The organism is uncultured Thermosynechococcus sp., assembly GCF_938074695.1.
GTDB lineage: Bacteria > Cyanobacteriota > Cyanobacteriia > Thermosynechococcales > Thermosynechococcaceae > Thermosynechococcus.
This window is the reverse complement of sequence record NZ_CALJEM010000036.1, coordinates 1-13,675: the sequence shown is the minus strand read 5'-3', so window position 1 is coordinate 13,675 and position 13,675 is coordinate 1. Positions and strand designations below refer to the sequence as shown.

The following is a 13,675-nucleotide window of genomic DNA, read 5'->3' as shown; positions in this document are numbered from 1 at the left end:
TCATCATGGCCGCGGCAACAGAACCTTGGTCAAGGGCATTCACCTGTACCATGGGTGGGCGATTGTGGGGGCTGAGATAGCCCAGGGCGATCGCAATATCCTCCGGCGGCCAAGCATTTGGGTTATCGGCATGACTCAGCCCAATCACCATCGGAATCTTGGCACGGTGGCGCATAAAGGCCAGAATGCGACGGGCGGCTCGAAAGTCTTGGGGACGGTGGGAACTGACCAAGAGAATAAAGGCATGAGCCTTGCGAATCAAAATTTCCCACATGAAATCAAACCGTTCTTGCCCCGGCGTGCCGTAGAGGTGCAAAGCTATATTGGGACCAAATTGCAGTCGGCCAAAATCCATTGCCACTGTGGTTTTCTCTTTCCAACTCCCCACCTCATCCGTAGCTTTACGATCCGTATCCACCGGTTCAATTTCGCTAATGGTGCGAATAAATGTAGATTTCCCCGCCCCCACTGGCCCGGTAATGACAATCCGCATGATTTCCATGGCACTACTTTCCTCCTTTGGCAAGGACAGGGACGGTTAAACACCCACTGATTGCAATCCCCCTGTTAACTGCGGTTGCAGTTCAGCAATGACATTCTTAATTTCCAGGTTGATAATGCCCTGTTTGGCGGCTGCATCTGCCAATACCAGCAATACTGCCTCCTCAGTACAGCTAGTAAGAATGCCATAGCCACTCGTCCCCTCCACAAGAATCCGCTCAATTTGACCCCGACTCAGTTCTCGACCAATCCGTTCACCTAAGGACAGCATCGCTGCTGACATCGCCGCCACTCGCTCATCATCCATTCCTGCCGGCAGCGCTGCCGCCAAGGTCAAGCCATCGGGGGAAACCAGTGCCGCCCCTTGCACATTGCTGACATCGGCAACAAATTTTTGCAATGTTGCTTGTAGTTTTGCTGCGTTAATTGCCATAAAGCACCTCTGCTAGAAAATTAGCTCAATAAATGTTGGTAAGGCCTCCTGTTGCTGACGCCCTCTATTCCACCTCTTCCGCTATTTCAAGATCTCAGCAATAGTCAGACCCTACCTATCTCAATGGTAGGTTGCCCCCAATGAATCCGAGGGTTCCGTGGCAAACAGTTTAAGCAAACTTAACAAAATATCTAAAATGTTAACAGGTTCTGTTATTATTCTTATGGTGAAACGAAATCTTTTTCCCACTCATTCAGTAAAATGATTGAGTAATGCGCGCTTGGGAAGTCGGAGTATGGGAAGCAGCCGCTGGCAATGGGCAGTTAGACCAAGAATGGCTACGCTAGGCGGAATCTTGCTTATGAGCGCCGTTTTTGTGCCTATTGCTGGCACCCTAGCCCAAGGAATCAGCTCTGAAGTGGCTAGTATTGCTGAGTTAGTTCGTGCTCGAAACTATGCTCGCCAGGCCGCAGAACGAGTCAATGGGGGGCTAACTCGCTATCGCGCTGACGCCTCGATGCACGGACCTGTGCGCCAAGCACCCTACGTCCGTAACGCAGATGGCTCCTATACGTTTCGTATTTTAGGCTACAGGGTCAAGAACGGAGTTCCGCAGCCGCTGTCCAGCATTGAAACAGTGGTTACCGTGGCGCCTGACGGACGCACCACTGTTAACTACAATGGGGTGATTCGCAACTAGAGGCTCAACTCCCTTGGGAGAGACATTAGTTCACCAAGCCATCGCCTTTGGCTAAGAACTCTTTGAGGAACCAGCGATGTTTTTGGTGAGTTTGCACTAGGCGGGTGTAGAGATCGGCGGTACCAATATCACCGGCCTCAGTGGCGATTTCGGCATCTTGGTGCATCTCGGTAATGATCAGCTCATGGTTAGCGATCGCCTCCTCGATCATTTGCTTAACCGTGAGTTGGTCACTGGAGGGGGTGACCGTTGCCACCTTTAGGTAGTCTGCTGGATTTACCACGGGTTGGCCATCGAGCATCAGGCTACGCTCGGCCAGTTCATCAATCATGGCAAAAACCTCTGACCCCTGTTCTTCAAAAAGCAGGTGTAAATCCCGAAACAAAGGGCCATAGGTTAACCAATGGTACTTTTTGTAGTTCAAATACATGACCACTGCATTGGCCTGTTCCCGTTTCAGCGTGGTCAGCACTTGCTCTTTCAGGGTTGTTGTTGCACTCATGGCGGTCTCCTTTGACAGTCATTGCACTGTCCTATCTTACTCAATCATACTCATAACGAGTACGTTTTAGCAACCCGCAGGGGGACTGCTGCCATTCTATTGGCATTAAGATGAAAGTAGTTCCTTGCTGCTCAACAGCGTTAGGATAAGCGGCATACTAATCAACTCAATTTAGTGTTTTCTTTAGCTGCTCCTATGGATGCTTCGGCCAACCACCCCGGTACCTACGTTCCCCACCTACAATCGCCGACTCGCTCTGATGAACAGCAGCGGGGGTTCATGCGTCCCAGTGAGCTAATTCTAGCGGCACCAACCCCCCGCTTGTTATTACATTCAATTTACATGCAACGTTCTATTGTGTTGGAGCAGTTACCGGTTTGGCAAATTGGTCGAAGTAAAGATTGTGATGTTGTCCTGCCCGATCGCTGGTGTTCGCGGCATCACGTTCGCATTGAACGTCAAGCGGATCATCGCTACCTCTTGACCGATCTCGGCAGCATGAATGGCACGTTTATTGGCAATCATCGCCTCCGTGAACCCTATCTCCTCAAGCATGGGGATTGTATTGCTATTGGGGAGTCAGAACTGGAATACATTGACCTGCGGGATGTACCGAGTCCTCACCCCTCCACCAACCCCTCCCCTGAGAGCAAGGGTCAAGTCACGGTACTGATGACCCACTCTTCGCGTACCCAAGGGGAAATGTGGCGGGAAGTATTGAACTCCCAAGGGATTTCGACGATTTGGGCAACTTCCCACTTTGAGTTAGAAAAAATCATTGCCCATGTGGAATCCCTCAACTGCAAAATCAGCCTACTGCTCTTGGATTTGGGGATGCCAAAAACCAATCCCTATGAGTTTTGTCGCCAGTATCGCCAGCACTATCCAGGAATAAATGTCATTCTCCTCAGTGGCATGCGCACCCGTGTCCACGAATCGGAGTGTAAGTGGGCGGTCAGTCAAGGGGCAATAGCACTCTTTGCGGGTTTACCCCGCGAAAATATGTTCTCCGAACTCACGAGCATTACAGAGCGATTACAAACGATCGCCCAAGCCATCGGGTGGCCCTATCTCAATTCTGAAACGCTCACCAGTACCCTCCTGAAACTACAAGACGCAGTGGACATGGAGATGTCAGGGACTGTCCTCTAGAACGGCTGCACGGAGGGGTAAGCAGTGCTACAGTCAGTGAGAGGAGTGTTTTCAGCAGATGGCGAACATTGGTTGTTACAGCGTCACAAATTAGTGCATTCGATAAATCCCTAGGGCGGCTGGAGTGGCCGCGTCTGTGTCAGCAGTTGGCAACGTTTGCTTCCACAAAGCGGGGAATGCGTCAGCTGCAGTCGGGCGAAATTTTGGCTGGCACTCCGGCAGCCAGTCAAGTGCTGTTGGCGCAGACCGCGGAAGTCATTGCCTTGGAGACGGTGCACCAAGTGCGCTTAGATTTCAGCCAAGTGACGGATCTTGAACCTGCTCTTGAGCGGTTGGATCATCGGGGCTGCTTGCAGGGCAGCGAACTCCTAGCGATCGCCCACCTGTTGAGTGCTGGGCGACAACAGCGGCGGCAAATTGAGGAACACGGGCAACTGCAGGAACTGCAACGACTAGTGGCCGGCGTCCGCACCTACCCGGAGGTCGCCCAGGAGATCTACCGCTGTATTACGGATCAAGGGCAAGTGAGCGATCGCGCCAGTCCCGAATTGGCGCAGATCCGCCAACAGCAACGGCAGTGCCGCGCCCAGATCCAGCAGCACCTGCAGCAGATTTTGCAGCAGCGCACCAGTGCCATTCAGGAGGCAGTGGTTACCCAACGGCGCGATCGCTATGTGTTGGCAGTCAAAGCCACCCACAAAGACCAAATTCCCGGCATTGTCCACGATCTTTCCGCCAGTGGTGCCACCCTCTACATTGAGCCTCAGGAAACCGTTGAGCTGCAAAACCGCCTGCAACAGCTTGTCCATCAGGAAGCCGAGGCCGAGCGTGCCATCTGCCAAGCCCTCTCGGATCAATTGGCCACCATCAGTGACGATCTGTGGTATCTGCTCGATGTACTGACAAGCCTCGATATGGCGGTTGCCCGTGCCCGCTACAGTCTCTGGTTGCAGGGCAATCCACCCCAGTTTGTCAGCGAGACACGGCTGCACTTGAAAGCCCTGCGCCATCCCCTCTTGGTCTGGCAAGAGCAGCATGAACAGGGGCAGAGGGTGGTGCCAATTGATCTTGAATTGCAGCCCCCCACAAAGGTGGTCACGATTACCGGCCCCAATACCGGCGGGAAAACAGCGACGCTGAAAACACTGGGATTGGCAGCCCTCATGGCCAGGGCGGGGCTGTATGTGCCGGCGGCTGCCCCCGCAGAGTTGCCTTGGTTTACGGGCATTTGGGCAGACATTGGCGATGAGCAGTCCCTCACCCAAAACCTGTCCACCTTTTCCAGTCATATCTGCAATATCCGCGATATTTTGGCAGAGCTAGAGGTCACAGGGGGCAAGACTCTGGTGCTGCTGGATGAAATTGGCGCGGGCACAGACCCCAGCGAAGGAACGGCACTGGCGATCGCCCTGTTGCGCTATCTGGCAGATCACGCCAGTCTTACGTTTGCCACCACCCACTATGGCGAACTCAAGGCCCTCAAGTATCAGGACAGCCGCTTTGAAAATGCCGCCGTGGAGTTTGACGAGCAGACCCTAGCCCCCACCTACCGGCTGCTGTGGGGCATTCCGGGCCAATCCAATGCCCTGGCGATCGCCCAGCGGTTGGGGCTGTACCCCAGCATTATTGAAGAGGCCAAGGCCTGTCTCAGTAGCGAGAGCAACAGTGTCAATGAGATGATTCTGGGACTGGTGAGCCAACGCCAAGCTCAGGAGGCCAAAACCACAGCGGCGGCAGCGCTGCTGCGCGACACGGAAGCCCTCTACCAAGAAATTGCCGGCCAAGCCCAGCAACTGCGCCAGCGGCAACAGCAACTGCGCCAGCAACAGGAGGAGCAAGTGCGCACTGCCCTCCATGAGGCTCAACGGGAAATTGCCAAAGTGATTGCCCAACTGCAACGGGCGAACAGTCCCGAACAGGTTCAAGCCGCCCAAGCGGCGCTGCATCAAATTGAGAAAACTTATTTACCGCCACCCCCGCCCGTTGGCTTTATTCCCCAGCCGGGCGATCGCGTGCGCCTGCCCCAATGGCAACAGGTGGGCGAGGTTCTCAGTGTCAGCCGGCAGGGGGATCTGGTTATCCAAGTGGGGAACGTGAAATTTACAGTGCCGCCCCATGCTGTTGAATCCCTGCAGGGAGAACCGGTGCACCTGCCCTCTAAACCAAGTCAGCAGAAGCCTTGCCCCGATTCCTCGCCGCGGCCGGCAACCCCGCAAGTGCCGGCCATTCGCACTGAAAGCCGTACCCTCGACCTGCGGGGCAAGCGCACCCACGAGGCAGAACCCCTCCTAGAGGAATTTCTCAACCGCCAAGAGGGAACCGTCTGGATTATCCATGGCCATGGCAGTGGTGCCCTCCGCCGCTTTGTGCATCAATTTTTAGATCAGCACCCCAGCGTTCAGAACTATACCCTTGCCCCTCCCGAAGAGGGGGGTCGGGGAGTAACCATTGTGCAGTTATAGGGAATCAGCAAATGCAACCGCGGATTAAAGACATTCTCCATCGAGGTCAAGTGGGCGATCGCGTGACCGTCCGAGGCTGGGTGCGCACCAAACGCGAACTCAAGGAATGTACCTTTGTGAACCTCAACGATGGCTCAACCCTCGCCGGGCTACAGGTGGTTATTCCCAATACCCTCGCAGAGGCCACGCCAGCCGTCAAAGAGCTAACCACAGGGGCTGCCGCAGAATTCAGCGGCGAACTGGTGCCCTCCCCCGGCAAGGGGCAAGCCCTAGAACTCCATGCCCAACGGATTCACCTTTGGGGGGCTGCCGACCCAGAAACCTATCCGCTGCAAAAGAAACGCCACAGCTTTGAATTTCTGCGCACAATTGCCCATTTGCGACCGCGAACCAATACCCTCGGCGCTGTGATGCGCGTGCGCAATGCCTGTGCCATGGCCATTCACCAATTTTTTCAAGAGCGGGGCTTCCTCTGGGTGCACACGCCGATCATTACTGCCAGTGACTGCGAAGGGGCAGGGGAACTCTTTACGGTGACCACCTTAGACTTGAGCCAACCACCGGCAACCCCCCAAGGGACAATTGACTTTAGTCAAGACTTTTTTGGTCGCCGCGCCTACCTCACCGTCAGTGGCCAACTGGAAGCAGAAATTATGGCCACCGCTTTCACCAATGTCTATACCTTTGGTCCCACATTCCGCGCGGAAAACTCGAATACCTCGCGCCACTTGGCGGAGTTTTGGATGGTGGAGCCGGAGATGGCCTTTTGTGATTTAGCGGGGGATATGGAGCTGGCGGAAGCCTTTTTGCAGTTTGTCTTTCGCTCTGTGCTCGACCACTGCGCGGAGGACTTGGCCTTCTTTCAGGAGCGCATTGACAATAGCGTCATGGCCACCGCCGAGCAGATGGCCAGCCAATCCTTTGCCCGTTTAAGTTACACAGAGGCCATCCAAATCCTTGAAAGGAGTGGCCGTCCCTTTGAGTTTCCGGTGGCCTGGGGTCTGGACTTACAGTCAGAGCATGAGCGCTACTTAGCGGAGGAATACTGCCGGCGCCCCGTGATTGTCTATGACTATCCGGCTGAACTCAAGGCCTTCTATATGCGCCTTAATGAGGATGGCAAAACCGTTGCGGCCATGGACGTCCTCGCGCCCAAAATTGGGGAAATTATCGGCGGCTCACAGCGGGAGGAGCGGCTGGAAGTGTTGCAGCAGCGGCTGGCCAGCCAAGGGCTAGACCCTGCCCCCTACTGGTGGTACTTGGATTTGCGTCGCTATGGCAGTGTGCCCCATGCCGGCTTTGGCTTGGGTTTTGAGCGCCTAGTGCAGTTTATGACGGGCATGGACAATATCCGAGATGTCATTCCCTTTCCGCGGACGCCGGGCAATGCCGAGTTTTAACTGAGGCGGTGGGGTTCGCCAAAAAGGATAATCGAGGTCTGCAATTGCTGAATCACTTGAGTCGTAATGTCACTCACCGTCAGCCCGCCGGCAGTACCTCGCCGAATTGAGCGCATTAACACCAAGTCGCATGCTTGGGCTTCTTGGAGGATTGCAGCGGCAATGTTGTTACTGGCAACGGTTTTAATGTCAACGCCGCCAACTCCGCCAGTCTCCCGTAAAATCTCTCGCAAGTCCTCTTCAAACTGGGCAATTTGTTCAGAGGGGGTGTTGGTTAAAACCACGTGGAGCAGCACAACTCTTGCTTGACTGGCGGTGGCAAGGGCTTGGGCAAAACTGACAATCCGCAGTGTACTGGGGGTGAGGTCGCGGGTGGGCACCAAAATCGAGCCAATGTGTTCTGGGGCATCCAAGAGGCGGGTAATCGCCACCGGACAGGGACTAGACCAGAGCACCTGCTCAATGAGGTTGCCAAAGAGCCGTGCTCGCAAACTACTGGTTTCTGACCAGCCTAGGACAATTAAACTGGCGTTTTGTTCACGGCTAAAGCGACTAATTCCAAAGGCAACATCGTCATCAATGCGAATGGCAGCAGTGGCTTCAACGCCGTAGGGGACTGCCAATTCCACGGCGCGGCGCACAAGTTTGCGACTGCGATCGAGGGCGGCATCGAGCTGGGGGTCATCCATGTGCACTTGGCCACGGACAATCGCCACCGCCACCACCCGTCCCGCTTCATGGCGAGCCAGCAGGGCGGCCAATTCCACCAGCGATCGCTGGGTTTGGGGATTCTGAACCGGCACGACAACGGTAAAGGGATAGGGCTGGGGGTCTTCACTGCTATCCCACCAAGGGGTCAGTTCTTCGATCGCCTCCTGTTCGGGCTGGGGAATTGGAATGCGCGTGGCCGTTTGCGCGGTGATCATTGGCCCTAGAATCGAGGTCACCACCATGAGCACCAGGACACTGTTGAGAATGTCCTGAGTGAGAATCCCCTCCTGAAACCCCACTAAAGTAGCCGCTAGGGTGGCTGCCACTTGGGGCAAAGAGAGCGACCACATGGTGAGCATTTCCATGGCGGTGTAGCGATACCACAGGGCAGAAAGCCAGGCGGCAATGAACTTGCTGCCTATGAGACCCACCACAATCGCCACCGTAATGCCAATGGAGGACAGTGTCTTGACAAAAGCAGGAATATCAATCAACAGGCCCATATCCACAAAAAAACAGGGGATAAAGAGCACCCCCCCGATAAATTCCACCTTTTCCTTGACGGGACTATCGCCTAAAACGTCATTGACCGCTAAACCGGCTAAAAAAGCTCCAACAATCTGCTCAACGCCGATCAGTTGTGCACTAACGGAAGCAACAAACAATGTCAAGAGAATAAACAGAAACTGGTTTCCTTGGTCATCGCGCGATCGCTGGAAAAATTCCTTGCCGGCACGGTCAAAGCCCCAGAGTACCAAAAAGCAGTAGAGACTCAGCGTCACCAGTTGATTAATGAGCGTCAGCGCCGTAAATTCTCCCCTGTTGATGCCCACACAGATGGCCAAGACCACAAGGGCGGCTGTATCGGTAAAAATCGTTGCCCCAATCGTAACGGTGACCGCTTCATTTTGGACAACCCCTAGGCGCCGCACAATTGGATAGGCAAGCAGCGTGTGGGAGGCCAACAGCGACCCAATCAGCAGCGACCCATTCCAACCAAAGCCAAACCAGCGGCCAATGATAATGCCAGTTAAAATGGGCACGATGAAGGTGCAAAAGCCGAAGACTAGCGAGCGATGCCGCGTTTTGCGAAACTGACTCAAGTCAATCTCCAGTCCGGCCACAAACATTAAATAAACCTTGCCAATGCCGGAGAGCAGTTTGATGGTTTCGCTCTCATGGTCAAGAAACTGTAATCCATTTGGACCGAGGATCACACCGGCAAGCAGCAGCCCCACCAGCCCCGGCAGGCGCAATCGCTCAAAGGCCGGGGGAACCAGCAGGATTACGGCCAACAGAACCGTAAAAACAAAAATGGGGTTCGCTCCATCCATGGCCGCGATCGCTCTTCCCTCAGGGTAGGCTAGGCTTGCGGGGCTTCAAAGTAGCGGCCAATGGTTTCCACATCCTTATCGCCCCGTCCTGAACAGTTAATGACAATGCGCGGCTGTCCTGTTAGTTGGGGGCAAAGGGTTTCCAGATAGGCCAGGGCATGGGCAGTCTCCAGGGCTGGCAAAATCCCCTCCATCTGGGCAAGGCGCACACAGGCCGCCACAGCCTCGGCATCGGTGACACTGTAGTATTCTGCCCGCCCAATGTCCTTGAGATAGCTGTGCTCTGGCCCGACCCCCGGATAGTCTAAGCCGGCACTAATGGAGTGGGCCTCCACCACCTGCCCCTCTTCATCCTGCAGCAAGTAGCTCATGGCGCCGTGGAGCACCCCCACTTCTCCCTTGGTGAGGGTGGCGGCATGGTGACCTGTGTCTAGCCCTTGGCCAGCCGCTTCAACCCCAATCAAGCGCACGTGGGGTTCTTCGACAAATTCATGAAAGAGTCCCATGGCATTGGAGCCACCGCCAACGCAGGCCAGCAGAATATCGGGCAGCCCGCCCCATTTCTCAAGGCACTGCCGCCGTGTTTCTGCCCCAATGACCGCCTGAAAGTCCCGCACAATCATGGGGTAGGGATGGGGACCGGCCACCGACCCCAAAATGTAGTGGGTTGTCTCCACATTGGTCACCCAGTCGCGAATGGCTTCGGAGGTGGCATCCTTGAGGGTTCCTGTACCTGCGCTGACAGGTCTTACCTCTGCCCCCAGGAGGCGCATCCGCAGCACGTTGAGGCGCTGCCGCTCCATGTCCTGCACCCCCATGTAGATGACGCATTGCAAACCCAAGCGGGCACAGACTGTTGCGGTGGCGACTCCATGCTGGCCGGCGCCGGTTTCGGCGATAACGCGCCGTTTGCCCATGCGTTGAGCCAGGAGGGCTTGACCGAGGGCGTTGTTAATTTTGTGGGCACCGGTGTGATTGAGGTCTTCCCGTTTGAGATAAATGTGCGGCTGGGCATGGGCATGGGCATAGTGGGCGCTGAGGCGTTCGGCAAAGTAAAGGGGACTAGGACGACCCACGTAGTCTTGCAGGAGTTGCTGCAATTCGGCTTGAAAGGCAGGGTCTTGGCGGTAGTGGGCAAAGGCCTCCTCTAATTCACTGAGGGCAGGCATGAGGGTTTCGGGTACGTACTTGCCCCCAAAGCGACCAAAGTAACCACGGGAATCGGGGCGAGCAGCGGCACTGAGGGCACGGGAGGAGGCAACAGTCACAGGCAACTTCCTTTCTTGCTCAAGGGGTCTTTATGCGATTGTGCCACGTTACGGGCGGCAACGGGGGGCAGTCCCCAAGGGATTTAGCCACTCTACTAGGCACGCCTCCAGAACCTGCATTTCCGGAAAGAGGCTTTGCTGGAGCCACTGGCCAACGGCATCGAGGGGTGAAAACTCTGGGCCGACTTGCCACCTGAGTCCTTGGCTGAGGGGGGTGAGGTGATTGCCGGGCAGTTTCAAGGCGGTGACCATATCGCCAAATTTTGCCCTGAGGAGACGGCGCAGGCGGGGGGTTTGATCAATGTCGTCCTCTTGGAAGCGGATGAGCAGGTTGCGGCGCACAGGATAGCGCTGCTGGATGAGTGCTTCGGTTTCGGCGGGGGTGGGGCTAAACTCGACGCCTACGGGGGGCAGGTTGTCTAAGCCAGGAATGGACTGGGCAGCGGCGTAGTTGTTGAACGCCAAGAAAATGTTGCCGGCGCGATCGCCATCGTAAAGGCTATTGATGAGCAAATGGAGCTTGCAGCCCATACTGTGGCCAAGGCCGTAAATGGGCAGCGCCGGTGGATAGCCGCCACGGTGCACTAGCCAATCGAGGGCATAGTCCAGTTTGTTGAGCACCTCAAGGGCGATCGCCCCATGGTCAAAAGTATTCACAAAGGGGGTGGCAATGATGCCATAGCCCGCTTCTGCCAAGTACTCCAACAGGCGCCGATAGGTCACTTGCGGTGCTGCTGCCACAAAGGCGCCGCCCAAAAAGTGGATCCACCCCAGCGGGCGCTGGGGCAAGCACAGCCAGTTGCCGCGGATCTCTTGCCACTCCAACAATCCAGTCCCTCCAAAAATGCCCAACTGCTAGTAATCTAGCGAATACGGGAAATGCAATGGTACAAGACACGGGATGATCGCAACAGTTGTCGGAATTGGTGCAGCAGCCTTCGGAACCCTCGCTGCTCTGGTCGCCGCGGGTTTGGAATGGCGGTATCGCCGCCGGCCGGCGCATCCCCTAGAGATCATTCGTGCCAGTTGGAATCTCGAAATCTATGAACCAACCCACTATCGGTTTGTGGGGCTACTGGGGCTGAGTAATCCCCACCGTGGAATTGAGGTCATGGTGCCGGAGCTGCGGGCAGAGGTGGTGCTATTGTCCGATGGCAGTGTGGAGACGATTGAAACTAAGGTGCAGGTCATACCGCGCCATCCAGAGCCAGAGTTTCCTCCCCGTGCCGATGGCTATTGGTTTGCCTACATCGTCAAGTCCACAAAGCAAACGAATGTTGAAATCTGTGTGGATTTGCAGGGGATTGGGGTGAGCCAAGTCAAGGCGGCTTGGGTCAAGATTCACTACGTTGCCTATGGCCCCCACGGTCGTTTTGCTAAAACCCACCATGAGTTTATTCCCCTTAAGTTTCCTGCGCGGGGAGAAGTGGGCGTGTGGCGCCAAGCGGAAGGGTGTCAAGTACTGCCCATTCGCACCCATTTGCTCACGCCTTTGGATATCCCCCTGGAGGTGCTGAATCGCTACGTTATGCCCCATGCTCAGGCGGGCGATATTGTGGCCATTGGGGAAACGCCCCTTGCCATTATTCAAGGCCGCCTTAAGGATCCGGCTCAGCTTCGCCCCGGCTGGGTAGCCACACGGGTATGTCAGTTCTTTCTGCCCACCTCCAGTTTGGCCACGGCCTGTGGTATGCAAGCCCTTGTAGAGGAAGTGGGAGCGCTGCGGGTGCTCTTGGCCTTTGTGGGGGGGGCGATCGCCAAAGTCTTTGGCCACAAGGGGGGCTTTTATCAACTGGCCGGTGAACAAGCCCGCCTCATTGATGACGTGACAGGTACCCTCCCTCCCTACGATCAATTCATTGTCATGGGACCGGTCAACCCCCAAGCCATCGCAGAGGACCTTGCCGCCAAAACAGGTTTGGGCATTGCCATTGTGGATGTCAATGACTTAGGCGCAGTTAAAGTTCTTGCCGCCAGCCCAGGGGTCTCGCCTCAACTCCTCACCGCTGCCCTTAAGAAAAATCCCGCCGGCAACGCCGATGAGCAAACCCCCATTGTGCTCATCCGTCCCTAAACCGTTCTTTCGTTTCCTTTCCGTTGAGGTTTCCATTCATTCGGCTGGGAAAGGATCCCAGCAGTGCACCCGTCTGAAACGTGCTCTAGAAGCACAAGAGCACAGGTCATCTGCAAGCATCTAGGGGAAATGATTTTCGTAAAAATTTTAGATCGGGGACAGCAAGAGTGGCAAAAACCTCTCCAGAAGCCCGTTTTGGGAACTTGCAATCACCTCTAAATCTGCTAAGAATTCAGCCACACCTTGCGGCAACTGGGTTTGATAAAATCTCGATGCCGAGAGAATATTTTACTCCGAAGGTGCCTTGAACGCTTACAGCCGAGTGGCTAGGGCAAAGACGCCAAAGGCAATTAGCAGCACGCCGCTTAGAGTTGGGATCCAACTTGACCACTGCCGCAGTGCCAGCAGCTTTGGCAATGCCCCACTGAATGCTCCCACCAAGATCAAGGGCACCACATAGCCGCTGGTGTAGGCCAAAAGCAGCCCTGCCCCCACCCCTAGCTTTTGGGTTTTGGCCACCCAGGCCAGCAGGGTTGCCAGGACGGGGGTACTACAGGGGGCTGCCACCAAGCCAAAGGTTGCCCCTAGGGTATAGGCCTGTAGAGCGGCAGGAACGCGATCGGGCAACTCTTCCAGGAAGCGGCTGCGGGGCAAGGTCAGCGGTAGGGCATTGAGCAGGTTCAATCCCATGAGAATCGCCACCACACTGACAAAGAGGGTCAATCCCCATCCCACTTGGCCATAGATGCGACCGGCAACGGCAGCTACCATCCCCAACACCGTCAGGGTGGTTGCCAGCCCCAACGCAAACCAGAGGGATTGACGAATTACAGAGCCATTGTGTTTTGTGGCATAGCCGGCAATGTAGCCAACTGTGATCGGCAGCATTGAGAGGGTGCAGGGGGTAAGGCTGGTGAGGAGTCCTGCAAGAAAGACAATCCCTATACTGATTGGCGTGAGGTGACTCAGTTGACCGGCCACCCATCGGTTGGCCCACTGTTCCAGTTGGTAGAGGCTAAGGCTGAGGTTGAGCATGATCTTAGGGGTTAAAGGACACCGCAGGACCCGCGGTCACAATCACAAGGTGGTCGGGATCAATCAGCTCTTGGAGCGTCTGATTGACCTCTTCTAGGGTCAC

At 55.6% G+C, this 13,675-nt stretch carries 12 protein-coding genes; 5 read left to right on the top strand and 7 right to left on the bottom strand.

Annotated features, from left to right (window positions below):
* Both Q0683_RS06010 and Q0683_RS06005 read right to left on the bottom strand, forming a co-directional pair.
* Positions 1–502 (bottom strand): ATP/GTP-binding protein (locus Q0683_RS06010; protein ID WP_298976791.1); only part of this gene is annotated, 502 nt, incomplete at its 3' end.
* 36 nt (positions 503–538) lie between these two features.
* Positions 539–934 (bottom strand): roadblock/LC7 domain-containing protein, encoded by a 396-nt coding sequence (locus Q0683_RS06005; protein WP_298616369.1) that lies wholly within the window; start codon positions 932–934, stop codon positions 539–541.
* Positions 935–1,295: 361 nt separating this feature from the next.
* Between Q0683_RS06005 and Q0683_RS06000 the strand changes: the two genes are divergently transcribed.
* Positions 1,296–1,634, top strand: a complete 339-nt coding sequence (locus Q0683_RS06000; protein WP_298976789.1) for a hypothetical protein — start codon at positions 1,296–1,298, stop codon at positions 1,632–1,634.
* Positions 1,635–1,659: 25 nt separating this feature from the next.
* Here Q0683_RS06000 and Q0683_RS05995 read toward each other — a convergent pair whose 3' ends face one another.
* Entirely contained in the window at positions 1,660–2,136 is a 477-nt protein-coding gene (locus Q0683_RS05995) for a Dps family protein (RefSeq protein WP_298616374.1), read from the bottom strand.
* Between the two features lie 195 nt (positions 2,137–2,331).
* Here Q0683_RS05995 and Q0683_RS05990 point away from each other — a divergent pair, with 195 nt between their 5' ends.
* The 3 genes from Q0683_RS05990 (at position 2,332) to asnS (ending at position 7,150) form a co-directional block, all read left to right on the top strand.
* Positions 2,332–3,288: an FHA domain-containing protein gene (locus Q0683_RS05990; protein WP_298976787.1), complete on the top strand. Its 957-nt coding sequence runs from the start codon at positions 2,332–2,334 to the stop codon at positions 3,286–3,288.
* Between the two features lie 68 nt (positions 3,289–3,356).
* Entirely contained in the window at positions 3,357–5,750 is a 2,394-nt protein-coding gene (locus Q0683_RS05985; RefSeq protein WP_298976785.1) for an endonuclease MutS2, read from the top strand.
* Between the two features lie 11 nt (positions 5,751–5,761).
* Positions 5,762–7,150: an asparagine--tRNA ligase gene (gene asnS / locus Q0683_RS05980; RefSeq protein WP_298976783.1), complete on the top strand. Its 1,389-nt coding sequence runs from the start codon at positions 5,762–5,764 to the stop codon at positions 7,148–7,150.
* Here the strand turns inward: asnS and Q0683_RS05975 are convergent.
* Genes Q0683_RS05975 through Q0683_RS05965 form a run of 3 tightly spaced genes read right to left on the bottom strand, consistent with a single transcriptional unit; the run spans position 7,147 to position 11,288 of the window.
* Positions 7,147–9,195 carry a cation:proton antiporter gene (locus Q0683_RS05975; protein ID WP_298617222.1) on the bottom strand — a complete coding sequence of 683 codons (2,049 nt, stop codon included), beginning with the start codon at positions 9,193–9,195 and terminating at the stop codon, positions 7,147–7,149. The genes asnS and Q0683_RS05975 overlap by 4 nt on opposite strands.
* A gap of 29 nt (positions 9,196–9,224) precedes the next feature.
* Positions 9,225–10,463 (bottom strand): tryptophan synthase subunit beta, encoded by a 1,239-nt coding sequence (gene trpB, locus Q0683_RS05970; RefSeq protein ID WP_298976780.1) that lies wholly within the window; start codon positions 10,461–10,463, stop codon positions 9,225–9,227.
* Positions 10,464–10,511: 48 nt separating this feature from the next.
* A complete protein-coding gene (locus Q0683_RS05965) occupies positions 10,512–11,288 on the bottom strand; it encodes a DUF1350 family protein (RefSeq protein WP_298612194.1) in 777 nt (258 codons plus the stop codon).
* Positions 11,289–11,364: 76 nt separating this feature from the next.
* On the opposite strand from Q0683_RS05965, the gene Q0683_RS05960 reads away from it, so the two are divergent.
* Positions 11,365–12,537 carry a F420-0:Gamma-glutamyl ligase gene (locus Q0683_RS05960; protein ID WP_298612197.1) on the top strand — a complete coding sequence of 391 codons (1,173 nt, stop codon included), beginning with the start codon at positions 11,365–11,367 and terminating at the stop codon, positions 12,535–12,537.
* Positions 12,538–12,849: 312 nt separating this feature from the next.
* On the opposite strand, the gene Q0683_RS05955 is transcribed toward Q0683_RS05960, so the two are convergent.
* Positions 12,850–13,572: a cytochrome c biogenesis protein CcdA gene (locus Q0683_RS05955; RefSeq protein WP_298612200.1), complete on the bottom strand. Its 723-nt coding sequence runs from the start codon at positions 13,570–13,572 to the stop codon at positions 12,850–12,852.
* Between the last annotated feature and the right edge of the window lie 103 nt (positions 13,573–13,675).

Bases quoted from the DNA above. Each gene is read 5' to 3' on its own strand.
- Q0683_RS06005 (WP_298616369.1), bottom strand. From the start codon at position 934: ATGGCAATTAACGCAGCAAAACTACAAGCAACATTGCAAAAATTTGTT.
- Q0683_RS06000 (WP_298976789.1), top strand. From the start codon at position 1,296: ATGAGCGCCGTTTTTGTGCCTATTGCTGGCACCCTAGCCCAAGGAATC.
- Q0683_RS05995 (WP_298616374.1), bottom strand. From the start codon at position 2,136: ATGAGTGCAACAACAACCCTGAAAGAGCAAGTGCTGACCACGCTGAAA.
- Q0683_RS05990 (WP_298976787.1), top strand. From the start codon at position 2,332: ATGGATGCTTCGGCCAACCACCCCGGTACCTACGTTCCCCACCTACAA.
- asnS (WP_298976783.1), top strand. From the start codon at position 5,762: ATGCAACCGCGGATTAAAGACATTCTCCATCGAGGTCAAGTGGGCGAT.
- Q0683_RS05975 (WP_298617222.1), bottom strand. From the start codon at position 9,195: ATGGATGGAGCGAACCCCATTTTTGTTTTTACGGTTCTGTTGGCCGTA.
- Q0683_RS05960 (WP_298612197.1), top strand. From the start codon at position 11,365: ATGATCGCAACAGTTGTCGGAATTGGTGCAGCAGCCTTCGGAACCCTC.
- Q0683_RS05955 (WP_298612200.1), bottom strand. From the start codon at position 13,572: ATGCTCAACCTCAGCCTTAGCCTCTACCAACTGGAACAGTGGGCCAAC.